This window comes from Thermomonas sp. (assembly GCF_029945965.1).
Classification (GTDB): Bacteria; Pseudomonadota; Gammaproteobacteria; order Xanthomonadales; family Xanthomonadaceae; genus Thermomonas.
Genome location: NZ_JAQSDO010000015.1, coordinates 382,078 through 408,708 on the forward strand (window position 1 = coordinate 382,078; position 26,631 = coordinate 408,708).

Here is a 26,631-nt window from a genome sequence, read left to right on the forward strand (position 1 = left end):
ATATGGCTGAGATGGCGGATCATTCGCACAATTCGGAAGGCTACGGCCCGGTCGGTCCCGCACCGGTCGAGCACAGCGTCGTCTACACCACGCTGCATTTCGACAAGCCGTGGTCGTACGAGAACTACCTCAAGACCGGTGGTTACAGTGCGCTGCGCAAGATCCTCGAAGAGAAGATCGCGCCGGCCGACGTCATCGACATGGTCAAGGCCTCTGGCCTGCGTGGCCGCGGTGGTGCTGGCTTCCCGACCGGGCTGAAATGGAGCTTCATGCCCAAGGGCGTCATGCAGAAGTACATCCTCTGCAATTCGGACGAATCCGAGCCGGGCACCGCCAAGGACCGCGACATCCTGCGTTACAACCCGCATGCGGTGATCGAAGGCATGGCGATCGCGTGTTACGCGACCGGCACCAGTACTGCCTACAACTATCTGCGCGGCGAGTTCCACCACGAGCCGTTCGAGCACCTGGAAGAAGCCACCCGCGAGGCATACGCCAACGGCTGGCTGGGCAAGGACATCCTTGGTAGCGGGATTGATGTCGACATCCACAATGTGCTCGGCGCCGGCGCCTATATCTGTGGCGAAGAAACCGCGTTGATGGAATCGCTCGAGGGCAAGAAGGGCCAGCCGCGCTACAAGCCGCCGTTCCCGGCCAACTTCGGCCTGTACGGCAAGCCGACCACGATCAACAACACTGAAACCTATGCGTCGGTCCCAGCCATCGTGCGTAATGGAGCGGAGTGGTTCGCGAGCCTCGGCAAGCCGAATAACGGTGGGCCGAAAGTGTTCTCAGTGTCGGGCCATGTCAACAATCCTGGTAATTTCGAAGTTCGCCTCGGCACCTCGTTCGCCGACCTGCTGGCGATGGCCGGTGGCGTGCGCAACGGCCACAAGCTCAAGGCCGTGATCCCCGGCGGTTCGTCAATGCCGGTATTGCCGGCGGAAACGATGATGGCCGCGACGATGGACTACGACTGCTTGCAGAAGGCCGGCTCCGGCCTGGGCTCCGGCGCGGTGGTGGTGATGGACGAAACGGCCTGCATGGTGCGTGCCTGCCAACGCATTTCGCGCTTCTATTTCAAGGAAAGCTGCGGCCAATGCACGCCGTGCCGCGAAGGCACTGGCTGGATGTACCGGATGCTGACCCGCATCGTCGAGATGCAGGCCACGTTGGACGACCTGCAGATGCTGCGCGCCGCTGCGGGCCAGATCGAAGGCCACACGATTTGCGCCTTTGGCGAGGCAGCAGCGTGGCCAGTGCAGGGCATGCTGCGTCATTTCTGGGACGAATTCGAATACGCGATCGTCAACCAGCGCTTCCTGGTTGATGACCAGCGCGCCGGCACTGTGGTGAACAAGCAGGTGGCGGCATGAGCGCACAGCCAGTGAATCCGAACCTGCCGCCGGACCACGTCACCGTCTTCATCGACGGTCAGGAACTCGCCGCGCCGAAGGGCTCGATGATCATCCAGGCCGCCGACAAGGCCGGCATCCCGATCCCGCGCTTCTGTTACCACGAGAAGCTGCCGATCGCCGCGAACTGCCGCATGTGCCTGGTCGATACCGAAGTGGGCGGACGTGCCGCGCCAAAGCCCGCACCGGCCTGCGCGACTCCGGTCATGGACGGCCTGAAGGTGTTCACGCGCAATGAGAAGGCGCTGAAGGCGCAGCGCAACGTGATGGAATTCCTGCTGATCAACCATCCGCTGGACTGCCCGGTCTGCGACCAGGGCGGCGAATGCGAATTGCAGGATCTGTCGCTGGGCTATGGGCGTTCGGTCAGCCGTTTCGTCGAGCGCAAGCGCGTGGTCGCCGACGAGGACCTGGGTCCGCTGGTTGCCACCGATATGACCCGTTGCATCCATTGCACGCGCTGCATCCGCTTCACCGCAGACATTGCCGGCACCTATGAACTGGGCGGCATGCAGCGCGGCGAAGACCTGCAGATCGGTACCTACGACGGCAAGCCGCTGACCACCGAGTTGTCCGGCAACGTCATCGACGTCTGCCCGGTCGGTGCATTGACCAACAAGGTGTTCCGCTTCAAGGCGCGGCCGTGGGACCTGACTGCAAAGTCGTCATTGGGTTACCACGATGCGCTCGGCAGCAACCTGTTCCATCACGTCCGCCGTGGCGAGATCCTGCGCAGCGTGCCGCGTGACAATGAGGCAGTGAACGAATGCTGGCTGTCGGACCGCGACCGCTATGCGCATGAAGGCCTGTACGCGGACGACCGCGCGACGGTGCCGCTGATCAAGGACGGCGACCTAGCTCTCAATGACGGCTGGCGTGAAGCCAGCTGGGAAGAAGCGCTGGCCAAGGCCGCGAAGATCCTGCGCGACAACGCCGGCGACGGCCTCGGCATGCTGGTGCATCCGTCGACCTCGAACGAGGAGGGAGCCTTGCTTGCTCGCCTTGCAGAGGCGCTGGGCACCGGCAACCTCGATCACCGCATCAGCCAGCACGACCTGTCCGATGGCGTGCCTTCGCAGGCATTCGCGATGTCGGTGGTCGAGATCGAACAGGCCGATGCCATCGTCATCCTCGGCAGCAATGTGCGCCATGAAGTGCCGCTGCTGCATGCACGCGTGCGCAAGGCCGTGGCGCGCGGCACCAAGGTGCATGTGGTCAATCCGGTCGATTTCGATTTTGCGTTCGGGATCGCCAGCAAGCAGATCATGCCGCCGTCGCAGCTTGCCGGTGCGCTAGGCAAGCTCGACCTTGGTGATGCCGGGCATATCGCGCTGATCGTGGGCGGCGTGGCCGAGAACGGACCACATGCGGCCGCGATCCGCACGGCTGCCGACGCCTTCGTGGCCAAGACCGGCGCCAAGCTGTGCCGGATCCCACAGGGCGCGAATGCACTGGGGCTGTCGCGACATGGCGTGTTGCCGGCGTCGCGCGATTCGCAGGCGATGTTGCGCGAGCCGCGTTCGGCCTATGTGATCCATGGCATCGAACCGGGCCTGGATTTCGCCGATCAACGTTTGGCGCTGAAAGCGCTGGGCGAGGCGCAGGTGGTGGCATTCAGCCAGTTCGCCTGCAAGTCGACGCGTGCCGTGGCCGACGTGATCCTGCCGATCGCCGCATTGCCGGAAATCGAAGCGACCCTGACCAATCTTGACGGCTTCGACCAGCGCACCAGCGCCGCCGGCAAGCCGCCGGGCCAGGCCCGTCCCGGCTGGCGCGTGTTGCGCGCACTGGCCGATGCGCTTGCGTTGCCCGGTTTCGAATTCACCGACATCGCCGGCCTGCGCGCAGGCATGACAAGCAAGCATGAAGTGCAAGCCAGCAAGGGCCAGGCACCGTCGACCGCGGGCTCTGGCCTTGAAATCGCGGTGACCCAGGCGATCTATCGTGTCGATGGCGTGATCCGTCGCTCCGAAGCGCTGCAGGCGCATCCGCTCAATGTCGGGCCGCGTGCGGTGATGAATCCCGTGGATGCTGCGAATGCCGGCATCGCCGATGGCGCGATGGCGAAGTTCGCCACCGACATCGGCAATGCCGGCCTGCAGGTCGTGCTGGATGCGGGCGTTGCGCAGGGCAGTGTGTGGATCGAATCCGGCCATGGCGCCACCGCGCCGCTGGCAGCTTCGGCAAGGGCGGAGGTCAGCCGCGCATGATCGCTTCCGTCAATCCACTGATGACCCAGGTGGTGGATCCGTTCCGCGACTTGCTGCTGTCGTTTGGCACCATCGGCATGTTGGTCTGGATCTTGCTCAAGATCCTGCTGATCGCGGTGCCACTGATCCTGTCGGTCGCCTTCTATGTCTACTGGGAACGCAAGCTGATCGGCTGGATGCACGTTCGCCATGGGCCGATGTACATCGGCATGGGCGTACTGCAGACCTTTGCCGACGTGTTCAAGCTGTTGTTCAAGGAAGTGTTGCAGCCGACCGTCGCAGCTCCGGTGCTGTATCGATTGGCGCCATTGATCGCGCTGGTGCCGGCGTTCGCAGCGTGGGCGGTAGTGCCGTTCGATGCGCAGGTGGTGCTGTCCAACGCGAATGCCGGCCTGCTGTATCTGCTGGCGATGACCTCGATGGGCGTCTATGGCGTGATCCTCGCGGGCTGGGCATCGAACTCGAAGTACGCCTTCCTCGGTGCGATGCGCGCCGCCGCGCAAGTGGTCAGCTACGAGATCGCGATGGGCTTCGCCCTGGTTGGCGTGCTGATTGCCGCCGGCAGCCTGAACCTGACCGACATCGTGATGGCGCAGTCCGGCAATGCCGGTTTCCTGGAGTGGTTCTGGGTGCCGCTGGCGCCGCTGTTCGTGGTGTATTTCATCTCCGGCGTGGCCGAGACCAACCGCGCGCCGTTCGACGTGGTCGAAGGCGAGTCGGAAATTGTGGCCGGCCACATGGTCGAGTACTCCGGTTCGCAGTTCGCGCTGTTCTTCCTGGCCGAATACGCCAACATGATTTTGGTCAGCTTCCTGACCTCGCTGTTCTTCGTCGGCGGTTGGCTGTCGCCGATCCCGACAGCGTGGATCCCCGATGTGCCAGTGTTGTCGGTGGTATTGGGCGATGGCTGGTGGTGGTTGCTGGCCAAAGCGTTTTTCTTCGCCAGTTGCTTCATCTGGTTCCGCGCCACCTTCCCGCGCTACCGCTACGACCAGATCATGCGGCTGGGCTGGAAAGTGTTCATCCCGATTACCATCGCCTGGATCTTCGTGACCGCGTTGATGGTGTATTTCGGCGTCTTCCAGGCGGGGCAGTGAGGCCGGCATGAGCAAGGTTGTTTCCTATTTCAAGAGTCTTCTGCTGCTGGAACTCCTCAGCGGCATGTGGCTGACCCTGAAATACCTGTTCCGTCCGAAGTACACGCTGATGTACCCGATGGAGAAGACGCCGCAGTCCCCGCGCTTTCGCGGTGTGCACGCGCTGCGCCGCTATCCGAACGGGGAAGAGCGCTGCATCGCCTGCAAGTTGTGCGAGGCGGTGTGTCCGGCGCTTGCAATCACCATCGATTCCGAGCAGCGCGCCGACGGCACCCGCCGCACCACGCGCTACGACATCGACCTGTTCAAGTGCATCTACTGCGGGTTCTGCGAGGAATCCTGCCCGGTCGATTCGATCGTAGAAACGCATATCCACGAATACCACTTCGACCGGCGAGGTCAGAACATCGTGACCAAGCCGCAGTTGCTGGCCATCGGCGACCGCCTGGAGGCGGAGATCGCCGAGCGCCGCGCTGCAGATGCCCCGTTCCGCTGAGGCTGTCCGACTAAGAGATGAGCATGTCATTCGATTTCACCACGCTCGCGTTCCTCGCTTTTGCGGCTACCGCCGCCGGGGCCGCGCTGGCCACCATTACCTCGCGCAATCCGGTGCATGCCGCGTTGTGGCTGGTGCTGACGTTCTTCTCGGTGGCCTGCACCTGGATCGTTGGCGGCGCCGAGTTCCTCGGGGTGGCACTGGTGCTGGTCTACGTGGGCGCTGTGATGGTGCTGTTCCTGTTCGTGGTGATGATGCTGGATGTCGACCTGGCGCCATTGCGCGAAGGCTACGTGCGTTACCTGCCGATCGGCCTGATTGTCGCGGTGGTGATGCTGGTGCAGATGCTGGGTTTGATCGGCGTGCGCGCACTCAGCCAGACGCCATTGGCAGACAACGCTGCGGTCGCCACGGTTGATGTGCCCAATACCACTTGGCTGGCACGGGCGCTGTTCACCGAATTCATGCTGCCGTTCGAGGTCGCCGCGGTGATCCTGACCGTGGCGGTCGTCGCAGCGGTAATGCTGACCCTGCGTCGCCGACCCGGTGCGCGCCACCAGAACCCGAGCGAACAATCTCGAGTCAAAGCATCTGACCGCCTGCGCATGATCAAGATGGACGCAGAAAAACCGCCAACACCGGTCGAAGCGGCTGCCCCGGATTCGGCGACGGAGGCCACGCCATGAGCACGTTGCTGTCGGGCCTGAGCCTCGGCCACTTCCTGACCTTGGGCGCGGTGCTGTTCAGCATCAGCGTCGCGGGCATCTTCCTCAACCGCAAGAACGTGATCATGTTGCTGATGTCGATCGAGCTGATGCTGCTCGCGGTCAACGTCAACTTCGTTGCGTTCTCGCGTTCGCTGGGCGATCCCGCCGGGCAGGTATTCGTGTTCTTCATCCTGACCGTGGCCGCGGCCGAGGCCGCTATTGGTCTCGCGATCCTGGTCACACTGTTCCGCAACCGTCGCACGATCGACGTCGCGGACATCGATACGCTCAAGGGCTGACGGATGGTTCTCTCCAAAATCCAACTCGTGCTGATCGTGCTGCTGCCCTTGCTTGGCGCGGTGCTGGCTGGCCTGTTCGGCCGCCGGATCGGCCGCGTCGGCGCACACAGCGTCACGATCCTGGGCGTCGCCGCCAGTTGCGCGCTGTCGTGCTGGGTGCTGTGGCAACTGCTTCAGGGCGCGTCGCCATTCAACGAGAACCTCTACACCTGGTTCCAGGTTGGCGACCTGTCCGCGCATATCGGTTTCATGGTCGACAAGCTCGCCGCGATGATGATGGTGGTGGTCACCTTCGTGTCGTTGCTGGTGCATATTTACTCGGTTGGCTACATGGCCGAGGACGACGGCTACCAGCGCTTCTTCAGCTATATCTCGCTGTTCACTTTCAGCATGCTGACGCTGGTGATGAGCAACAACTTCCTGCAGCTGTTCTTCGGTTGGGAAGCGGTGGGGCTGGTGTCCTACCTGCTGATCGGCTTCTGGTTCAAGAAGCCGACCGCGATCTTCGCCAACCTGAAGGCATTCCTGGTCAACCGCGTGGGTGACTTCGGTTTCCTGCTCGGAATTGCTGGTGTGCTGTACTGGATCGGCACGCTGGACTACGCGACCGCATTCGCCAACGCGCCTACCATCCGCGAGACCACCTTCACGATTTTCGCGGGCCATGAATGGTCGGTGCCGACGATCATCTGCATCTGCCTGTTCATCGGTGCGATGGGCAAATCGGCGCAGGTGCCACTGCATGTGTGGCTGCCGGACTCGATGGAAGGCCCGACCCCGATCTCGGCGCTGATCCACGCCGCGACCATGGTCACCGCCGGTATCTTCATGGTGGCGCGGATGTCGCCGCTGTTCGAGCTGTCGCCGACCGCGCTCAATTTCATCTTGTTCATCGGCGCCACTACCGCGTTCTGGACCGGCCTGATTGGCATGGTGCAGAACGACATCAAGCGCGTCGTCGCCTATTCCACGCTGTCGCAGCTGGGCTACATGACCGTGGCACTGGGCCTGTCCGCGTATTCGGCGGCGGTCTACCACTTGATGACCCATGCATTCTTCAAGGCGCTGCTATTCCTGGCTGCCGGCAGCGTGATCATCGGCATGCACCATGAGCAGGACATGCGCAAGATGGGCGGCCTGCGCAAGTACATGCCGATCACCTTCGTCACCAGCCTGATCGGCACCCTGGCGCTGGTCGGCACGCCGTTCTTCAGCGGGTTCTATTCGAAAGACACGATTATCGAGGCGGCCCAGCATCACGCCGCGGCCCATGGCGACTGGATCGCGCAGTACGCCAACATGGCGGTATTGCTGGGTGCGTTCGTCACCAGCTTCTACAGCTTCCGCCTGCTGTACATGACCTTCTTCGGCGAAGAACGCTTCCGCAACGTGGATGCGCATTCGGACGTGCATGCCAACGATGGGCATGGCAACGATTCACATGACGATCATGGCCACGGACAGCATGGCGTGCATGAACCGCACGAGTCGCCGTGGGTGGTGACCCTGCCATTGGTGCTGCTGGCGATTCCGTCGATGCTGATCGGCTTCTTCACCGCCGGGCCGATGCTGTTCGGCACCGACGTGATGGGTCAGGTGCAGCAGCTGCCGTTCTTCCTCGGTTCGATCGACCTGGACAAGACGAAAGACGTGGTTGGTTTGCTGGCCAAGGAATGGCATGGTCCGGTAGCCTTCGCCCTGCATGGCTTCAAGTCGCCCGCGTTCTTCCTCGCGCTGATGGGCTTCTTCACGGCGACCTTGCTGTACCTGGTTATGCCGGAATGGCGCAAGGTCATCAACCGTTCGCTGGCGCTGCCGATCAAGGTGCTGGAGCATAAATACTGGGCGGACGACCTGTGGATCAAGGGCTTCGCTGGCGGCAGTGTGGCGCTGGGCAAGCTCGCGCGTCTGTTCGACAGCAAAGTGATCGATGGCGTGGTCGTCAACGGCAGCGCCGCCACGGTTGGGCTGGTTGCGGGCCTCGTCCGCAAACTGCAGTCCGGCTATCTGTACCACTACGCCTTCGCCATGATCCTGGGCCTGGTCGCGCTGCTCGCGCTGGCCAACCATTACTGGCTATGAGTTCGACGACTTCATGATGGGAATTTCAAGCGTGATCCAGTCGCACCTGCTGAGTCTATTGATCTGGCTGCCGATCCTTGGCGGCGTGCTCTCCCTGCTTGCCGGCAACAAGCGACCTCAGCTTGCGCGTTGGATCGCGCTTGGCTTTGCGCTGTTGACGTTCGCGCTGTCGATTCCGCTGTTCAGCGGATTCGAAATGGGCAGTGCGGTGATGCAGTTCGTCGAACTGCATGCGTGGATTCCAGCCTACGACATCCAATATCACCTTGGTGTGGACGGGCTGTCGGTGCCGCTGATCGGCCTGACCACACTGGTTGGCGTGCTGGTGCTGGTGGGAGCCTGGGACTCGGTTGAAAAGCGCGTGGCCCAGTACTTCGCCTGCCTGCTGTTCCTGGAAGGTGTGATGGTGGGCGTGTTCTGCGCGCTCGACTCGATGCTGTTCTACGTGTTCTTCGAGGCAATGCTGATCCCGATGTTCATCGTGATCGGTGTATGGGGTGGCCCTCGCCGTATCTACGCTTCGCTCAAGTTCTTCCTGTACACCTTCCTCGGCTCGGTGTTCATGCTGGTCGGGTTGATCTACCTGTACCTGAAAGGCGGCAGTTGGCAGATCGCCGACATGGCTGCGTTGCCGCTGAGCATGACCGAGCAGACGTGGTTGTTCTTTGCGTTCTTTGGCGCGTTTGCGATCAAGGTGCCGATGTTCCCGGTCCACACCTGGTTGCCGGATGCACACGTCGAGGCACCGACCGGCGGCTCGGTGGTCCTGGCTGCGATCATGCTGAAGATCGGCGGCTACGGATTCCTGCGCTTCACCCTGCCAATCGTGCCTGATGCCGGCCATGAATTCGCATGGCTGATGATCGCATTAAGCCTGATTGCGATCATCTACGTCGGCATGGTGGCGCTGGTGCAGGAGGACATGAAAAAGTTGATCGCGTACTCCTCGGTTGCGCACATGGGCTTTGTCATCCTCGGCACCTTCATCGCCTTCTCGCTGGTGCGTGATGCGGATCTTGGCAACGCGGCGCAGCTTGGCCTGCAGGGCGCGATGGTGCAGATGATCTCGCATGGGTTCATCTCCGCAGCAATGTTCTCCCTCGTCGGTATCCTGTACCACCGCATGCACACCCGCATGATCCGTGACTACGGCGGCGTGGCCAACGTGATGCCGTGGTTCGCGATGTTCTGGGTATTGTTCGCGATGGCCAACTCCGGCCTGCCTGGCACCAGCGGGTTCGTGGGCGAATTCATGGTGATCATGGCCAGCTTCCAGGCGCATCCGCTGATCGCGTTCGCGGCCACGTTCACCCTCATTATTGGGGCCGGCTACAGCTTGTGGCTGACCAAACGCGTGATCTGGGGCGATGTCGGCAATGCCCATGTCGCCGCGCTGGAGGACATCAACATGCGCGAATGGATCGTGCTTGGCGTGTTCGCCATCGGCGTGATCGCGCTGGGTGTGTTTCCGAAGCCGCTGACCGACCTGATGGAGCCGTCCATCGCGCAACTGGCGAGCCAGCTCGCCGCGACCAAGCTCTGAGGTGGACCCGCTTCTATGGATATGCCGATGATGCAGAACATGCCCACCGTTGCAGACCTGATGCCGTTGCTCCCGGAGCTCGTATTGGTCGGCGCCGCGTTCGCGCTTTTGATGCTCGACCTGTTCCTGAGCGAGAAGCAGCGCGTAGTGACCCATGTGCTGGCAATCACCAGCCTGGTGGTGGTTGCAGTGATGATCATCATGGGCGTGGGCGGGCAGGGCACGGTGCTGTCCGGCATGTTCATCCGCGATGACATGGCCGACGTGCTCAAGATCGGCGCCTGCCTGGTGTCCGCGGTCGCGCTGGTCTATGCATGGTCGTTCCTGCGCGAACGTGGCCTGTACAAGGGTGAAGTGCCGGTGCTGGTGATGTTCGCGGTGGCCGGCATGATGCTGCTGATCTCGGCCGGCAGCCTGGTCATGGTCTACCTCGGCCTGGAACTGCTGGCGCTGTGCTCCTACGCGCTAGTTGCAATAGATCGAGACAGCCCGCTCGCCTCGGAAGCGGCGATGAAGTACTTCGTGCTGGGCGCGCTCGCCTCCGGCATGCTGCTCTACGGCATGTCGTTGGTGTACGGCGCGACCGGCAGCATTGACCTGGCAACCATCAGCACGAGTGCGGCCAGCGTCGCGCATCCGACGATGCTGCTGGCGGGCGTCGCGTTCATGGTTGCCGGCATCGCCTTCAAGTTCGGTGCTGCGCCGTTCCACATGTGGCTGCCCGATGTCTACCACGGTGCGCCGACCCCGATCACGCTATTCATTGGTTCGGCACCAAAACTGGCAGCCTTTGCGATGGCGATTCGCCTGCTTGATTTCGGTGCGGGTGCACTGGGTGACCATTGGCAGCCAATGCTGGCGGGACTGGCCGCACTGTCGTTGATCCTCGGCAACCTGGTCGCGCTGGCGCAGACCAACCTCAAGCGCATGCTGGCGTACTCCACCATCTCGCACGTAGGCTTCCTGTTCCTCGGCCTGGCCGGTGGCGGGGCGGAAGGCAATGCGGCGGCAATGTTCTACGCACTGAGTTACGCGATCATGGCATCTGCAGCATTTGGCGCGATCGTGGTGCTGTCGCGGCGCGGCTTCGAAGCCGATCGCATCGACGACTTCAAGGGTTTGAATGCGCGCGATCCCTGGAGCGCGGGCCTGGTGCTGTGCGTGATGGCCTCGCTGGCCGGCGTGCCGCCGTTTCTTGGCTTCTGGGCGAAACTCGTTGTGTTGCGTGCAGCTATCCAGGGCGATCTGCTGTGGTTGGCGATCGTCGGCATCGTGTGCGCGGTGATTGGTGCGTTCTACTACCTGCGCGTGATGAAGGTGATGTATTTCGACGAACCCTCGGGCGAGCCGATGCAACCGCGCGACAACCTTGTGCTGCGCATGGTGTTCGGCGTGAATGCCCTGAGCCTGCTGGTGCTCGGCCTGTTCTGGAACCCCATGATGGCGTGGTGCCAGCAAGCGTTTGCCTGAAGACTTCGACATGTATGCCATGCCTGTTAGGGCTTGCAAAAAAATGCGGTGCACCGCATAATTCCGCTTCTGCTGCGGGGTGGAGCAGTCTGGCAGCTCGTCGGGCTCATAACCCGAAGGTCGCAGGTTCAAATCCTGCCCCCGCTACCAGTCCAACGGACTGGCGAAAAGGCTCCTCGGAGCCTTTTTTGTTTTGACGGCCATGCCCTTGCCGGCGGGTCGTGCTTGAAGGCAGCACGGGCTTTGCGGACGCGCCGATGAGGGCGCATCCGCACCGGAATCCAGCGGTATCGGACCAGGGCCCAATGGGTCCTTTTTCGTTTTCGGTTCCATGCATGACCTGCGCCATGAACTCTTCATGAAATGGCTTCAAGAAAAATTAACTCCCACGAACACGCTTCATAATTTTGGAATTTGCTGCAAGTAATGACGGACAAGGCTGAAGACATTGCGCGACTGCTGGCCCCGACGGTGACGTCGCTGGGTCTGGAATTGCTCGGCATTGAATACCTGCCTGCACCGGGCGGCGCGCTCGTGCGCCTGTACATCGACGTGCCACAAGTCGAGGCCTCAGGCGTTGAAACGGAACAGCGCAGCGTCGGCATCGAGGATTGTGAGTCGGTCAGCCGTGAAGTGTCCGCGCAACTCGATGTCGAAGATCCGATTACCGGCAACTACACGCTGGAAGTGTCTTCGCCCGGGATCGACCGCCCATTGTTTGGCGCCACGCAATTCGCGCGCTTCATCGGCGAGTCGGCCAAGGTCACCTTGAAACTGCCGCAGGACGGCCGCCGGCGCCTGCAGGGCGCGATCCTGCGGGTGGAGGGCGAGATCATCGTGTTTGGCGTGGACAACGCCGAGTTCACGGTGGATGCGAACAACATCGACAAAGCGCGCGTCATGCCGAACTGGATCGCCCTCGGGCTGGCCCCGGCCGTGGACAAATCCGGACGCGATGCGCGGCCGGGCAAGCAGAAAAAGGCGGCCGGCCGGAAGCCGGGTGCCAAGTCATCAACGAAGTCATCAATCAACCCGGCGGCGCACGAGCCGTCCGATGCGGAGTAATCAGGAATGAGCAAGGAACTGTTGCTGGTCGTGGATGCGGTGGCGGCCGAGAAGGGCGTCCCGGAAGCGGTGATCCTGGAAGCGATCGAAGCGGCGCTGGCTTCGGCGGCGAAGAAGCGCTATGCGGAGCAGGACGTGCTGGTGCGCGTGGCGATCGACTCGAAAGACGGCAGCTATGAGACCTACCGCCGCTGGGAAGTGGTGGCCGACGACGTGGTGATGGAATCGCCGGACCGCCAGTTGCGCCTGATGGATGCGATCGACGAAAGCGAGGACGCCGAAGTCGGCGACTACATCGAAGAGCAGATCGAGAATCCCGACTTCGGTCGCATCGCCGCGCAGGCCGCCAAGCAGGTGATCGTGCAGCGCGTGCGCGAAGCCGAGCGCGCGCAAGTCGTTGACGCGTGGAAGGATCGCGTCGGCGAGCTGGTCACTGGCGTGGTCAAGCGCGTCGAGCGCGGCAACATCTACGTCGACCTGGGCGGCAATGCGGAAGCGATCATCTCCAAGGACAAGGGCATCCCGCGGGATGTGCTGCGTACCGGCGACCGCGTGCGCGGCTATCTGTTCGACGTGCGTTCCGAACCGCGTGGTCCGCAGCTGTTCATCAGTCGCGCGGCGCCGGAATTCATGATGGAACTGTTCAAGCTGGAAGTGCCGGAAGTCGGCCAGGGCCTGGTCTCGATCATGGGCTGCGCGCGCGATCCCGGCGACCGCGCCAAGATCGCGGTGCTCGCGCACGACAACCGCACTGATCCGATCGGTGCCTGCATCGGTATGCGCGGTTCGCGCGTGCAGGCGGTGACCAACGAGCTCAACGGCGAGCGCGTGGACATCGTGCTGTGGAGCGACAACGCCGCGCAGTTCGTGATCAACGCGATGGCGCCGGCTGAAGTGCAGTCGATCATTGTCGATGAGGACAAGCACTCGATGGATCTGGCGGTCGCAGAGGACAAGCTGGCGCAGGCGATCGGTCGTGGTGGCCAGAACGTGCGCCTGGCCAGTCGCCTGTCTGGCTGGCAGCTCAACGTGATGACCGCCGACCAGGTTCAGGCGAAGTCGGAGGCCGAGCAGGTCGCCGCACGCCAGCTGTTCATGGACAAGATGGAAGTCGATGAGGAAATCGCTGGCATCCTGGTGACCGAAGGCTTCAGCACGGTCGAGGAAATCGCCTACGTGCCGGTCGGCGAGTTGCTTGCGGTCGAGGGCTTCGACGAGGACATCGTCGAGGAACTGCGCTCGCGCGCACGCGATGCGCTGCTCAACGAAGCGCTTGCGGTCGAAGAAGGCCTGGAAGACCAGCAGCCTGCCGAGGACTTGCTGTCGCTGGAAGGCATGGACGAGCCCACCGCGCATGCGCTTGCCGAACGTGGCATCCGCACCCGCGAGGATCTTGCCGAAATGGCGACCGATGAAATCGCCGACATCGAGGGTGTCGGCGACGAACGCGGCGCTGTCCTGATCATGGAAGCGCGCAAGCACTGGTTCGAATGAGTCATCGCGCTGCAGGCCGAACCGTTGGCCTGCACGAGCGCCGCAAGGTCGTAACGCGATAAACTCGCCCACCCCCGCCCGGGACTTGTCCCTGGCAATGCACCGGAATCCGAATGTCGCAGCAAACCACCATCCGCAAGCTCGCCGCACTGGTGAATACGCCGGTCGAGAAACTGCTGGAGCAGCTGGCCGAGGCCGGCATGAGCTTCAACGGGCCCGACCAGGTTGTCACCAGCATGGAGAAAGTGAAGCTGCTGGGCTTCCTCAAGCGCTCGCATGGCAAGGCAGACCTGGCCGCGGACGACATCGTCGCGCCGGGCAAGATCACCTTGAGCCGTAGCCGCAAGCAGGAAATCACCGTCGGCGGCAGCGGCAAGACCGGCCGCGGCAGCAGCACCATTGATGTGGTGGTGCGCAAGAAAATCACCCTCAAGCCAGGTGCCGAAACCGCGCGCCCGACCAAGTCAGGCGATGAGCCCGATGCCGAGCGCGCCGAGATCCTGCGCAAGCTGGAAGAATCCCGGCTTCGCAACCTGACCGAGCAGCAGCGCCTGGCCGACTCCGACAAGCGCCGCGACGAGGAACTCACCGCGCAGCGGCGCAAGGCCGAGGAAGAGGCCGAGCGCCTGCGTATGGAAACCGCCGCGGCGGCCGAAGTCGCGGTCGCAGAAGAAGCGACCAAGCCAAAGGCTGGTCATCATGGCCATGCCAAGCCAGCGCCGGCGCCGTCGCGCGAGCCCGAAAAGGGCGCTGCGCACAAAGCCAAGCCACATCGCGGCTCGCACGCGATGGTGGCCGGTGTCGAGGACGACGAAGGCGCGGCGCAGCGCTTTGCCGGCCAGCTGCACCTGTCCGCATCCGATCGCGCTCGTCGCGGCGCATCCTCGCGCGGCAAGCCGAAGCAGCGCCAGCGCGGGCAGGATCAGTCGCGCACCGGCACCGGCTTCACCAAGCCGACCGCGCCGATCATTCGTGAAATCGCCATCGGCGACGCGATCACCGTGTCCGACCTCGCGCAGAAGCTCGCGCTGAAGGGTGGCGACGTGGTCAAGGCGCTGTTCAAGATGGGGGTGATGGCTACCATTACCCAGTCCATCGATCATGACACCGCGGTGCTGATCACCGAGGAGCTTGGCCACACCGCCGTCCATGAGGACGCCGGCGATGCCGAGAGCGAACTGCTGGCGCACGTGGAAGACGTTCAGGGCGAGCAGAAACCGCGTCCGCCGGTGGTGACCATCATGGGTCACGTCGACCATGGCAAGACCTCGCTGCTGGATTTCATCCGCACCACCAAGGTTGCCTCGGGCGAAGCCGGCGGCATCACCCAGCACATCGGTGCGTACCACGTCGAAACCTCGAAGGGTGTGATCAGTTTCCTCGACACCCCGGGCCATGCCGCGTTCACCCAGATGCGCCAGCGTGGCGCGAAGCTGACCGACATCGTGATCCTGGTCGTGGCTGCCGATGACGGCGTGATGCCGCAGACGATTGAAGCGGTGCAGCATGCCAAGGCTGCCAAGGTGCCGCTGATCGTGGCGATCAACAAGATCGACAAGTCCGGTGCCGATCCGTCGCGGGTCAAGAACGAACTGCTTGCGCACGATGTCGTGTCCGAGGACTTCGGTGGCGACACCCAGATGGTGGAGTTGTCGGCCAAGACTGGCCTGGGCGTGGATGACCTGTTGGACGCGATCAGCCTGCAGGCCGAATTGCTCGACCTCCGCGCGGTGTTTGACGGCCGCGCCAGCGGCGTGGTCATCGAATCCTCGCTGGACAAGGGCCGTGGCCCGGTTGCCACGGTGCTGGTGCAGCAGGGCATGCTGGCCAAGGGCGACTATCTGGTCTGCGGCATCCAGTACGGTCGCGTGCGCGCCTTGTTCGACGAGAACGGCGCGCAGGTTGCGCAAGCCGGCCCGTCGATCCCGGTGCAGATCCTCGGCCTGTCCGGCGTGCCGGATTCTGGCGACGATTTCGTCGTCGTGGCCGACGAGCGCCTGGCCAAGGACGTGGCCCAGCAGCGCGATGCCAAGCGCCGCGAGACACGCCTGGTTGCCGCTGCCGGCAACCGCATGGAAGACATCATGGCGCAGATGGGCGAGGGCGCTGCGCAGCAGACCCTCAACCTGGTGGTCAAGGCCGACGTACATGGCTCGATGCAGGCCCTGCGCGAGGCGCTGATCGGCCTGTCCAACGACCAGATCCGGATCAACGTGATTGGTTCCGGCGTGGGCGGCATCACCGAATCCGACGCACAGCTGGCGTCGACTTCGAAGGCGACCGTGATCGGCTTCAACGTACGTGCCGATGCATCCGCGCGCAAGGTGATCGAAGGCAACGGCGTCGACCTGCGTTACTTCTCGATCATCTATGACGTGATCGACCAGGTGAAGCAGATTGCTTCGGGCGTGCTCGGCATGGAAATCCGCGAGGAGATTATTGGAACGGCCGAAGTTCGCGACGTGTTCCGCAGCTCCAAGTTCGGCGCGGTCGCCGGCTGCATGGTGGTCGAGGGCGTGGTCAAGCGCACCAAGCCGATCCGCGTGCTGCGCGACAGCGTGGTGGTGTTCGAGGGCGAACTGGAATCGCTGCGCCGCTTCAAGGAAAACGTGGACGAAGTGCGCGTCAACACCGAGTGTGGCATTGGCGTGAAGGCCTACAACGACGTCAAGCCGGGCGACCAGATCGAATGCTTCGAACGCATCGAGGTGCAGCGCACGCTCTGAGCGTGCGCCCAGTCCGATGGCCCAGAAATCTTTCCACCGTACCGACCGGGTCTCGGCGCAATTGCGCCGGGAGCTGGGTACCTTGGTGCATGCCGTCGTGCGTGAGCACGGGCTGTGCTCGACCAGCGTCTCCGATGTCGAAATTGCCCGCGACCTGGCCCATGCCAAGGTCTTCGTGACCGTGCTGGATGCGGAACGCGCCGCCGAGACCCTCAAGTCGCTCAAGGCCTTGGCGCCGGAGATCCGCTACAAGCTGGCGCATGCGGTGAAGATGCGCCACGTGCCCGAACTGCATTTCCACTACGACGAATCAGTGGATCGCGGCGAGCGCATCGACAACCTGCTGCGCGACCTGCGCACCAGTGACGATCCCGAATAACCCGCCGGCACCGCGCGCCAAGCGCGAGCGCACGGTATTCCGCAAGCTTGACGGCATCCTGCTGTTCGACAAGCCCCAGGGCCTGTCGTCGAACCAGGCGCTGCAACGCGTGCGGCATCTGTTCCGCGCCGACAAGGGCGGACATACCGGTAGCCTGGATCCGCTCGCAACCGGCTTGTTGCCGGTGTGTTTCGGCGAGGCCACCAAGATCGCCGGCGGCTTGCTGGGCGCACGCAAGGCCTACGAAACAGTCGCGCGGCTTGGCATCACCACAGATACCGAAGATGCCGAAGGCCAGCTGCTGCGCGAGCGTCCGGTGCCCGCACTCAGTATCGCGACGATCGATGCAGCGCTGCGGCAGCTGACCGGGATGATCTCGCAGCGGCCGCCAATCTATTCGGCGCTCAAACGAGGTGGTGAACCGATGTACGCCAAGGCGCGCCGTGGCGAAGTGATCGAGATGGAACCGCGCCAGATCGAAGTGCACGCGTTTGACCTGCTCAACGCCGCCGACTTATTGGATGACGATGAACCCCTGTTGCGCCTGCATGTGGAATGCGGCTCCGGCACCTATGTGCGCAGTCTGGTCCGCGACCTCGGAGAGCTGCTCGGTTGCGGCGCGCACGTGGCCGAACTGCGTAGGCTGTGGGTGGATCCGTTCCGCGAGCCGCGGATGTGGACCCTGCAGGGCCTAGAAGAGCTGCTGGCGCAGGCTGGCGAGCGCGTGCTCGAAGCCTGCCTGTTGCCAATCGAGGCTGGCATGGCGTCCTGGCCCTCGGTGCAGGTCACCCAAGCGCAAGCACTGCGCCTAAGCCACGGACAGCCGCTACACGGGCCGTATCGACCTGCCGGGCAAGTGGTGATGCTGGATGAGCATGGTCGCTGCCTGGGCTTGGGCGAGGTCGATGCAGAAGGCGGCCTGCGCCCGACGCGGCTGTTCCGCTGGGCCTCGGCGACCGGCATGCTGGTCGAAAAGTCCGGTTCCTGAGTCCATCCTGCCAAGGCAGGGCAATTCCTGCGTTGCCGCGCTGGATCCATCGGGCTATAATTCCGCTGCTTTATTCGCGTAATTCGCAATTTCCGCTTACTTCCTGTTTACGGCGAGTCGTGCGGTGCGGCGGGCGTTCTGATTCGAGAATGCTTCGCACGTTCCTGCAGGCCACGCATCCCCGAGAGGTTTTACAGATGTCCATCGACACCCAGAAAGTCATCAACGAACACAAGCGCGCCGACGCTGACACCGGTTCGCCGGAAGTACAGGTCGCCCTGCTCACCGCCCGCATCGAGATGCTGACCGGTCACTTCAAGACCCACAAGCAGGACCACCACAGCCGCCGCGGCTTGCTGATGATGGTCAACCGCCGTCGCAGCCTGCTCGACTACTTGCATCGCAAGGATTCCGAGAGGTACAAGGCGCTGATAGCAAAACTCGGCCTGCGTCGCTGATCGAACACCCCACCGCGGCGCAGGAATGCGCCGCGGTTCTGTTTTGGGGCACACTTTTTTGCGGTAACGAAAAAAATTCGCGGCATAGAAATATCCCAACGCGGCGAGTCGCCGCACCCAGCATCAATCAATGGTGCGACGCACGGAGCGGGGCTCCGCGCGTAGACGAAAAATCGAAGACAAGGATTCCAGACAGTGGCGAAGATCAGCAAAACCTTCCAGTACGGCAAGCACCAGGTCACCCTTGAAACCGGCGAGATCGCGCGTCAGGCCGGCGGCGCCGTGATGGTCTCGTGCGAAGGCACCGTCGTGCTTGTCAGCGCAGTGGCCAACAAGAGCGCGCGCGAGGGCCAGGACTTCTTCCCGCTGACCGTGGACTACCAGGAGAAGTTCTACGCAGGTGGCCGCATCCCGGGCGGCTTCTTCAAGCGCGAGGGCCGCCAGACCGAGAAGGAAACGCTGATCTCGCGCCTGATCGATCGTCCGATCCGCCCGCTGTTCCCGGATGGCTTCCGCAATGAAGTGCAGATCATCGCGACGGTGATGTCGATGAACCCGGAAGTGGATGGCGACATCCTGGCACTGCTTGGTGCGTCCGCCGCGACCTCGCTTTCCGGCGCCCCGTTCGATGGCCCGATCGGCGCGGCCAAGGTCGGTTACAAGGACGGCCAGTACATTCTCAACCCGTCCAAGAGCGAGTTGGTCGATTCCCAGCTTGAGCTCGTGGTCGCCGGCACCAAGAACGCGGTGTTGATGGTCGAATCCGAAGCGATGGAGCTATCCGAAGACGTGATGCTGGGCGCGGTGATGTTCGGCCACCAGCAGATGCAGGTCGCCATCGACACCATCAACGAACTCGTCGCCGAGGCCGGCAAGCCGAAGTGGACCTGGGCCGCACCCGCCGCGACCGCCGGTGTTGTCGACGCGCTGAAGTCTGCCATTGGTGATCGCCTCAGCCAGGCGTTCTCAGTGCGCGATAAACTCGAACGCAAGGACGCGATTTCCGCGCTGAAGAAGGACGTGCTGGCCTCGCTGGCCGCACAGTGCGAAGCCAACGGCTGGAAGGCCGCCGAACTGTCCAAGGAATTCGGCGAACTCGAATATCAGACCATGCGCGACTCGGTCCTGGCGACGAAGATCCGCATCGACGGCCGCGCGCTCGATACCGTTCGTCCGATCGCCTCCAGGGTCGGTCTGCTGCCGCGCGTACACGGCTCCGCGCTGTTCACCCGTGGCGAGACCCAGGCGATCGTAGCGGTCACATTGGGCACCGCCCGTGACGGCCAGGTCATCGATGCCGTCGGTGGCGAGTACAAGGATCACTTCCTGTTCCATTACAACTTCCCCCCCTATTCGGTGGGCGAAGCCGGCCGCATGATGGGCCCGAAGCGCCGCGAAATCGGCCACGGCCGCCTCGCCAAGCGCGGCGTGCTGGCGGTGATGCCGTCGATGGAATCCTTCCCGTACACCATCCGCGTGGTCTCCGAGATCACCGAGTCGAACGGCTCCTCGTCGATGGCGTCGGTCTGCGGTTCCTCGCTGGCATTGATGGACGCGGGCGTGCCGATCAAGGCGCCGGTTGCCGGTATCGCCATGGGCCTGGTCAAGGAAGCCGATGACTTCGTGGTGCTGAGCGACATCCTCGGCGACGAGGATCACCTGGGCGACATGGACTTCAAGGTGGCCGGTACCAGTAACGGTATTTCCGCGCTGCAGATGGACATCAAGATCCAGGGCATCACCGAGGAAATCATGAAGGTTGCGCTGGGCCAGGCCAAGGCCGGCCGCCTGCATATCCTCGGCGAGATGGCGCATGCCATGACCTCGCCGCGCGCCGAGCTGTCCGACTTCGCGCCGCGCCTGATCACCATCAAGATCCACCCGGACAAGATTCGCGAAGTGATCGGCAAGGGTGGTTCGGTGATCCAGGCGATCACCAAGGAAACCGGCACCCAGATCGACATCCAGGACGACGGCACGATCACGATTGCTTCCGTCGATGCTGCTGCGGGCAAGGCTGCCAAGGATCGTATCGAGCAGATCACCTCCGACGTCGAGCCGGGCCGCATCTACGAAGGCAAGGTCGCCAAGATCATGGACTTCGGTGCGTTCGTCACGATCTCCCCCGGCAAGGACGGCCTGGTCCACGTGTCGCAGATTTCCAACGACCGCGTCGAGAAAGTCGGCGACGTGCTCAAGGAAGGCGACATGGTCAAGGTCAAGGTGCTGGAAGTCGACAAGCAGGGCCGCATCCGCCTGTCGATGAAGGCCGTCGAGGAAGGTGAGGGCGTGAAGGCCGAATAAGCGTCCACGCTTTCAGGTTTCATCGAAAAGCGGGCTTCGGCCCGCTTTTTGTTTGCGTCTTGTTCGATGTGCGCGTCAGGCGTTCTCGCCGCGCGTGCCACGCAGTTGCACGAACAATCCCAGCCCTACACCCAGCACCGCCATCGCCGCGATGTAGTACATCGGTGCAGCCGGGTTGTCCTTGATCGCCAGGCTGAGCAGGATCGGAGTCAGCCCGCCGGCAATCGCGTAGGCCACGTTGTAGGAGAACGACAAGCCGGAGAACCGCACGGCAGCTGGAAACCCGGAGACCGCGATGGCCGGGACCAATGCGGTGAGCCCTACGCTGAAACCCGCGAGCACATACAGGCCAGGCGAGAAACCGCCTGCCTGCGTGCCGCTATAGAACATCCAGAAGCTCACGCCGAGTACAGCGCTGCACATTGCCAGCACGCGACCTGCACCGAAACGGTCGGCCAACCAGCCGATGACCAGGTTGCCGATGACGGTGGCGGTAATCGCCAGCGTGTTGGCAGACAACGCCATGCCGCGATCCACGCCGAGTTGTTGCAGAAATGTCGGTATCATCAGCAGGGTCACGACGACTGCTGCGGTCAGCAGCCAGGTCAACAGCATCGTCAGCACCACCGCGCCGCGATGCGCGCGCAACACGTTCTTCAGCGGCAATTCGGTGGACAGCGCACGGCGTGCCTGCATTTCGGTGAACACCGGCGTCTCGTGCAGTAGCCGGCGCAGGTACATCGCGACCAAGCCGAACACGCCGCCAAGCAGGAACGGCAGTCGCCAGCCCCAGGCCAGCATCTGTTCCGGATCGAGCGCTGTATTGAGCGTGCGTGCGACCAGCGAGCCGATCAGGATGCCGGCGCATAGCCCTGCCGACAGACTGCCGCAGGCCAGGTTGCGATGGCGCGACGAGACATGTTCGGTGACGAACACCCACGCACCCGGCGCTTCACCGCCGATCGCCGCACCCTGCATGATCCGCAGCAGCAACAGCAGTAGCGGCGCGAGCACGCCGACCTGTGCATAGGTCGGCAACAGCCCCATCAGCAAGGTGGGGATCGCCATCAGCAGGATGCTGAGCATGAACATGCGCTTGCGCCCGTGCATGTCGCCGAAATGCGCCATGACGATCCCGCCCAGCGGTCGCGCCAGGTAGCCGGCGGCGAAGATCCCGAAGGTCTGCACCAGCCGCAGCCACTCGGGCATATCCGGCGGGAAGAACAACGCGCCCATCGTGGTCGCGAAGAACACGAAGATCACGAAGTCGTAGAACTCCAGCGCGCCGCCGAGCGCGGCCAGTGAGAGGGTCTTGAATTGGGCACGGCTGAGGCCTTCGTTCGGTCGTGCTGTCGTCATCGCCGCAGGATATGCGAAGCGCGAGCCTGTGGCAGCATGCAGATGTCCGTTCGGCGATCGGTGCGTCGTATAACACTACGGACGATCTGTCGAAATTTGGAGTGAGCAATGCGCAAGCGTTCGATATGGCAAGTAGCGGGGTTGCTGGCTTGCCTGGGGGCATGCGGTGCTGTGTTGGCGCAGACCGCGCCGATGACACCCGACATCACCGACAAGAAGTTCAAGGCGCCAGAACCGCCACGCGATTACATAAAGCGCGTCGTGATGGTGCCGATGCGCGATGGAGTGAAGCTCTACACGGTGATCGTGATCCCCAAGGGCGTGAAGGAAGCGCCGATCCTGCTGACCCGCACGCCGTACAACGCAGCCAAGCGTGCCGAACGCATTCCAAATGCCACACGGATGGTGGATGCGCTGCCGCAGGGCGACACCGTATTCGCCGAAGACGGCTACATCCGCGTGTTCCAGGACATTCGCGGAAAATATGGTTCAGAAGGCGAGTATGTGATGACACGACCGCCACGCGGGCCGCTCAACAAGACCGGCATCGACCACACGACCGACGCCTGGGACACCATCGACTGGCTGGTCAAGCACGTGCCCGAGAGCAATGGCCGGGTCGGCATGCTGGGCTCGTCCTATGAAGGTTTCACCGTGGTGATGGCGCTGCTGCAGCCGCATCCCGCGCTGAAGGTGGCTGCGCCGGAAAGCCCGATGATCGACGGCTGGATCGGCGACGACTGGTTCCAGAACGGCGCCTACCGGCAGATCAACCTGGGCTACTTCACTGGCCAGATGACCGCGCGCGGCGAGGGCGCCAGCATCCCGCGTGCGACTGGCGACGACTACACCAGTTTCCTGCGCGCTGGTTCGGTCGGCGACTTTGCGCGTATGAACGGACTGGACCAGATTCCGGCGTGGCACAAAGTCAGCGAGCATCCGGCCTATGACGCGTTCTGGCAGGAGCAGGCGCTGGACAAGTTGCTGGCCAAATTGCCGGCAATCACTGTGCCGACGATGTGGGAACAGGGCCTGTGGGACCAGGAAGACATGTACGGCGGCAACCATGCCTGGGCTGCGCTTGAATCGAAGGATACCGGCAACACCCGCAATTTCCTGGTCATCGGGCCGTGGCGGCATAGCGGCGCGAATTACGATGGCAGCACACTGGGCGACCTGAAGTTTGCCGGCGACACCGCACTGCAATGGCGTCGCGACGTGCTCAAGCCGTTCTTCGATCAATACCTCAAGGCCAGTGCGCCGGTCGCAAATACGCCGCCGGTGTGGATCTATGACCAAGGCAGCAATCGCTGGGACACCTATGCATCGTGGCCGCAGAGCTGCGCGCAGGGCTGCCCGCATGTCGCGGTGCCGATGTACCTGCACGCCGATGAAACCCTGGGTGGCAACGCGCCCACGCCAGCCGGCGCGCAATTCGCGGAATATGTGTCCGATCCGGCAAAGCCCGTGCCATTCGTGCCGCGCCCGGTCGACATGGGCGACCGTCCCACCTGGACGACATGGTTGGTGAAGGACCAGCGCTTCGTGGATGGGCGTAGCGACGTGCTCAGTTACACCAGTGCGCGGCTGACCACGCCGCTGACGCTTGCAGGAACGCCAGTCGCCAACCTGTTCGCCTCGACTTCGGGCAGCGACAGCGACTGGGTGGTGAAGCTGATCGATGTGTATCCGGATCAGTATCCGGATGATCCGGCTATGGCCGGCTATGAACTGCCGATCGCACTCACGATTTTCCGAGGGCGCTATCGCGAAGGTTTTTCGGTCGCGAAGCCACTGCAGCGTGGCCAAGCCCAGGCGTACAGCTTCGACCTGCCTAACGTGAACCACGTGCTGCAGCCGGGGCATCGCTTGATGGTGCAGATCCAGTCCAGCCTGTTCCCTTTGTACGACCGCAACCCGCAGACCTTCGTCGACAATATTTTCTTTGCCAAGCCGGCCGACTACCGCAAGGCGACCCAGCGCATCTGGGCGACGCCTGATCAAGCCAGTTTCATCAGCTTGCCGGTGACGGCGGGTAGCCTGCCGTAAGCGGTGTCAGCCAGCCAGGTAGCGTGGCCTCAAACAGGTCGTCCCGCGCGGGGCTGCCATCTGCGCGTGGATACGTAGAGGCGTAGAGATCTAGCCCAACCAGCGTCGCAGGTGCTGGTAGACCTCCGGGCTGCTGAGCAGTTCTACGTGTCCTGTTTGTTCCACCAGCTGCTGACCGCTGGGTGGAATCCGCAGGGCGAGCCGCGGATCGCGATGTTGGCCAAGTGCACTGGCAACCGGAACCAGCCCATCGCCACGCAACACGCGGCCTGCACGTGCAGGGTTGGCCGCTTGGGTGGACGCCGCTACGGCATAGGCGCGGATGCCAGCAGGCAGCTGCCTGGAGGCCGGGATGTCACGGGAATGCGCATCGTCGATCGTCCCATGGCGAAGGTCCTGGATACCCGCACTGCGTAGTTTCCCGAGACGCACAAACGGCGCCGTCCATGGTGTCAGCCCAAGCGCGGTCTGTAACATGTTGCCTGCGCGCTCCAGCGGCGCTCCGTGATGCGGAGTGCCCAGGAACACGATCTGGTCCAGTTGCTGCACCCATGCCTGCGATTGCCGGGTGGCATCCAGGATTGCGGCACGCGCTACCAGGCCGCCCATGCTGTGGCAGACGATCGCGAAGCGCTCGATCGGCACCGGCCAGCCATCCAGCAGCTGTTGCAGCAGGGTCGAAAACGCACGGCCATTGCTGGCGATCGACATGCCGCTGTTGTAGTGCAGGTTGACCGCCGTATAGCCATGCTCGGCCGCCAGCTGTTCGCCGTGGTCATGGCCGCGGTGACGCCATTGCAGGTCGTTCATGCACAAGCCATGGACCTGTACCAGCAGCCGCGATGATGGCGACGCCAGAGTTGACGGCCAGACCTGCTGGTCCAGCGGCAACGCGCGACCGTTGATGCGCAGCGCAGTCGGTAGTGCGAGCGGATTGCCAGTGGCCGCAAGGTGATCGCCCATCACCCCGTTGAGTACCGCAAGCATTGCTTCGCGTCGGGGTGAAGTGGTGGCATGCCCCCAGTGCGATGGGAGCCGTGCCAACACATCTTCAATCCCGGTTCCGACCAGGTTCGCGGTGGCTCGGACACCCTCATATGCAATCCGCGGGATACCGCGGGTTTGCTCGCTGCGTGGCTTGCCGGCCAGTTGGGCAGGCACGCCGAGAATGCTCGCATGCACGCTTTCCGCGAGATCGGCGGTGGTCGTGATGCCGCGTACCAGCAGTTGCGTAATGCCTCGCAGGTCATTGCCGATACGCGATGTCGGCAACGCCTGGTCAGGCAACGCGTCGATGGGCGATGCAGGTGTCATCAACCAAGCCTAACGCGGGGGAACCGAGTGAATGTTCCAGACGCGGCGCCGCATGTGGCGTGAGTCCGATCACGGATGTAGCAGCTAGCGGAACAGGTCGTCCTGAGCGGCGCTTCCATCCGGTTCGGCGAAACCCGACAGGCCCACGCCGACCAGCCGGTAGCGTGTGTTTTCCGGCAGGTTGACGCGTTCGCGCAACTCGCTGGCAGTTCGGGCGAGGATCGCTTCGCTGGTGGGCGGTTCCGGCCCGGTCAGGCTGCGCGTCAGCGTGCGGAAATCGCCAGTCTTCAGTTTCAGCACCACGGTGCGCGCGATCCGGTCCTGGTGTTGCTGGCGTTCGCGCAGGTAGCCGGCCCAAGCCTTCGTGGCCAGTCGGAAGATATGCGGTTGCAGGTCTTCGAGTAGAAGATCGTGCTCGAACGTATCTTCGGCCGAGACCTGCAAGGTCGGGCGCTCTGGCTGCACTTCACGCTCGTCGATGCCGAGCGACAGCTCGTGCAGGCGCCGGCCCCAGCGACCGAAGGATTGCTCCAGCGCATCACCGCCGGTGTCGCGCAGGTCGTTGCAAGTGGCGATGCCGAGCTTGGCCAGTTTGGCTTCCATCACCTTGCCGACGCCGGGCAGGCGGCCCACCACCAACGGCATCAGGAACGCATCGATCTGGTGCGGCTTGAGCACAAATTGGCCATCGGGCTTGTTCCAGTCGCTGGCGATCTTGGCCAGGAACTTGTTCGGTGCGATGCCGGCCGATGCAGTGAGCCGGGTTTCCTCGCGGATCGCATCGCGGATCACAATGGCGATAGCAGTCGCGCTGCCGAAGTCCTGCTTCGGTTTGGTGACATCCAGATAGGCTTCGTCCAGCGACAGCGGTTCGATCAGATCGGTATGCCGCGCAAAGATCTCGCGGATCTGCCGAGAGACTGCCTTGTAGCGGCTGAAATCCGGTGGCACGAAGACTGCATCCGGGCAGAGTCGTTCCGCGCGGACTGCCGGCATCGCCGAACGCACGCCGAAGGTGCGCGCCTCGTAGCTGGCCGCGCATACCACCGAGCGTGCGCCGCGCCATGCCACTACAACCGGACGGCCACGCAGGTCGGGGTCGTCGCGTTGTTCCACCGACGCGTAGAACGCGTCCATGTCGACGTGGATGATCTTGCGCGGCGTGGATGTCACGCC

Annotated in this window: 20 protein-coding genes and 1 tRNA gene; 18 read left to right on the forward strand and 3 right to left on the reverse strand. The window is 63.2% G+C overall.

Annotation, left to right across the window (positions count from 1 at the left end; genetic code table 11):
• The first annotated feature begins 11 nt into the window (after positions 1 to 11).
• The 17 genes from nuoF (at position 12) to pnp (ending at position 20,733) form a co-directional block, all read left to right on the forward strand.
• A complete protein-coding gene (gene nuoF / locus PSV05_RS08150; RefSeq protein ID WP_300065402.1) occupies positions 12 to 1,376 on the forward strand; it encodes an NADH-quinone oxidoreductase subunit NuoF in 1,365 nt (454 codons plus the stop codon).
• On the forward strand, positions 1,373 to 3,625 hold the full coding sequence (gene nuoG, locus PSV05_RS08155; RefSeq protein WP_300063969.1) for an NADH-quinone oxidoreductase subunit NuoG: 2,253 nt from the start codon (positions 1,373 to 1,375) through the stop codon (positions 3,623 to 3,625). Before nuoF ends, nuoG begins: the two co-directional genes overlap by 4 nt.
• Before the next feature lie 20 nt (positions 3,626 to 3,645).
• The gene (gene nuoH, locus PSV05_RS08160) at positions 3,646 to 4,722 is read left to right on the forward strand and encodes an NADH-quinone oxidoreductase subunit NuoH (RefSeq protein ID WP_300065403.1); all 1,077 of its coding nucleotides are present in this window, start codon (positions 3,646 to 3,648) and stop codon (positions 4,720 to 4,722) included.
• A gap of 7 nt (positions 4,723 to 4,729) precedes the next feature.
• Complete coding sequence (gene nuoI / locus PSV05_RS08165; RefSeq protein WP_300063971.1) at positions 4,730 to 5,218, forward strand: NADH-quinone oxidoreductase subunit NuoI; 489 nt, start codon at positions 4,730 to 4,732, stop codon at positions 5,216 to 5,218.
• 23 nt (positions 5,219 to 5,241) lie between these two features.
• The gene (locus tag PSV05_RS08170; RefSeq protein WP_300065405.1) at positions 5,242 to 5,904 is read left to right on the forward strand and encodes an NADH-quinone oxidoreductase subunit J; all 663 of its coding nucleotides are present in this window, start codon (positions 5,242 to 5,244) and stop codon (positions 5,902 to 5,904) included.
• On the forward strand, positions 5,901 to 6,224 hold the full coding sequence (gene nuoK, locus PSV05_RS08175; protein WP_300063973.1) for an NADH-quinone oxidoreductase subunit NuoK: 324 nt from the start codon (positions 5,901 to 5,903) through the stop codon (positions 6,222 to 6,224). Before PSV05_RS08170 ends, nuoK begins: the two co-directional genes overlap by 4 nt.
• Before the next feature lie 3 nt (positions 6,225 to 6,227).
• The gene (gene nuoL, locus PSV05_RS08180; protein WP_300063975.1) at positions 6,228 to 8,306 is read left to right on the forward strand and encodes an NADH-quinone oxidoreductase subunit L; all 2,079 of its coding nucleotides are present in this window, start codon (positions 6,228 to 6,230) and stop codon (positions 8,304 to 8,306) included.
• Between the two features lie 16 nt (positions 8,307 to 8,322).
• Positions 8,323 to 9,849: an NADH-quinone oxidoreductase subunit M gene (locus PSV05_RS08185; RefSeq protein ID WP_300063977.1), complete on the forward strand. Its 1,527-nt coding sequence runs from the start codon at positions 8,323 to 8,325 to the stop codon at positions 9,847 to 9,849.
• A gap of 15 nt (positions 9,850 to 9,864) precedes the next feature.
• The gene (nuoN, locus tag PSV05_RS08190) at positions 9,865 to 11,319 is read left to right on the forward strand and encodes an NADH-quinone oxidoreductase subunit NuoN (protein WP_300063979.1); all 1,455 of its coding nucleotides are present in this window, start codon (positions 9,865 to 9,867) and stop codon (positions 11,317 to 11,319) included.
• A 73-nt stretch (positions 11,320 to 11,392) separates the two neighbouring features.
• Positions 11,393 to 11,469 (forward strand) — tRNA-Met (locus PSV05_RS08195).
• Between the two features lie 276 nt (positions 11,470 to 11,745).
• Positions 11,746 to 12,384: a ribosome maturation factor RimP gene (rimP, locus tag PSV05_RS08200; protein ID WP_300063982.1), complete on the forward strand. Its 639-nt coding sequence runs from the start codon at positions 11,746 to 11,748 to the stop codon at positions 12,382 to 12,384.
• Positions 12,385 to 12,390: 6 nt separating this feature from the next.
• Entirely contained in the window at positions 12,391 to 13,878 is a 1,488-nt protein-coding gene (gene nusA / locus PSV05_RS08205; protein ID WP_300063984.1) for a transcription termination factor NusA, read from the forward strand.
• A gap of 113 nt (positions 13,879 to 13,991) precedes the next feature.
• Positions 13,992 to 16,604, forward strand: coding sequence for a translation initiation factor IF-2 (gene infB / locus PSV05_RS08210; protein ID WP_300063986.1), 2,613 nt, complete (start codon positions 13,992 to 13,994; stop codon positions 16,602 to 16,604).
• A 16-nt stretch (positions 16,605 to 16,620) separates the two neighbouring features.
• Positions 16,621 to 16,983: a 30S ribosome-binding factor RbfA gene (gene rbfA / locus PSV05_RS08215; protein ID WP_300063988.1), complete on the forward strand. Its 363-nt coding sequence runs from the start codon at positions 16,621 to 16,623 to the stop codon at positions 16,981 to 16,983.
• Complete coding sequence (gene truB / locus PSV05_RS08220; RefSeq protein ID WP_300065407.1) at positions 16,973 to 17,971, forward strand: tRNA pseudouridine(55) synthase TruB; 999 nt, start codon at positions 16,973 to 16,975, stop codon at positions 17,969 to 17,971. The genes rbfA and truB overlap by 11 nt, the downstream gene beginning before the upstream one ends.
• A 197-nt stretch (positions 17,972 to 18,168) precedes the next feature.
• Entirely contained in the window at positions 18,169 to 18,429 is a 261-nt protein-coding gene (gene rpsO, locus PSV05_RS08225) for a 30S ribosomal protein S15 (protein ID WP_300063990.1), read from the forward strand.
• A gap of 195 nt (positions 18,430 to 18,624) precedes the next feature.
• Positions 18,625 to 20,733: a polyribonucleotide nucleotidyltransferase gene (gene pnp / locus PSV05_RS08230; protein WP_300063992.1), complete on the forward strand. Its 2,109-nt coding sequence runs from the start codon at positions 18,625 to 18,627 to the stop codon at positions 20,731 to 20,733.
• Between the two features lie 75 nt (positions 20,734 to 20,808).
• On the opposite strand, the gene PSV05_RS08235 is transcribed toward pnp, so the two are convergent.
• Positions 20,809 to 22,092, reverse strand: coding sequence for an MFS transporter (locus tag PSV05_RS08235; protein WP_300063994.1), 1,284 nt, complete (start codon positions 22,090 to 22,092; stop codon positions 20,809 to 20,811).
• A gap of 108 nt (positions 22,093 to 22,200) precedes the next feature.
• Here PSV05_RS08235 and PSV05_RS08240 point away from each other — a divergent pair, with 108 nt between their 5' ends.
• Positions 22,201 to 24,141, forward strand: a complete 1,941-nt coding sequence (locus PSV05_RS08240) for a CocE/NonD family hydrolase (protein ID WP_300063996.1) — start codon at positions 22,201 to 22,203, stop codon at positions 24,139 to 24,141.
• 90 nt (positions 24,142 to 24,231) lie between these two features.
• On the opposite strand, the gene PSV05_RS08245 is transcribed toward PSV05_RS08240, so the two are convergent.
• Together PSV05_RS08245 and dinB are read right to left on the reverse strand one after the other, a co-directional pair.
• Positions 24,232 to 25,455 carry a hypothetical protein gene (locus PSV05_RS08245; protein WP_300063998.1) on the reverse strand — a complete coding sequence of 408 codons (1,224 nt, stop codon included), beginning with the start codon at positions 25,453 to 25,455 and terminating at the stop codon, positions 24,232 to 24,234.
• A gap of 84 nt (positions 25,456 to 25,539) precedes the next feature.
• Entirely contained in the window at positions 25,540 to 26,628 is a 1,089-nt protein-coding gene (dinB, locus tag PSV05_RS08250) for a DNA polymerase IV (protein ID WP_300064000.1), read from the reverse strand.
• Positions 26,629 to 26,631: the final 3 nt, after the last annotated feature.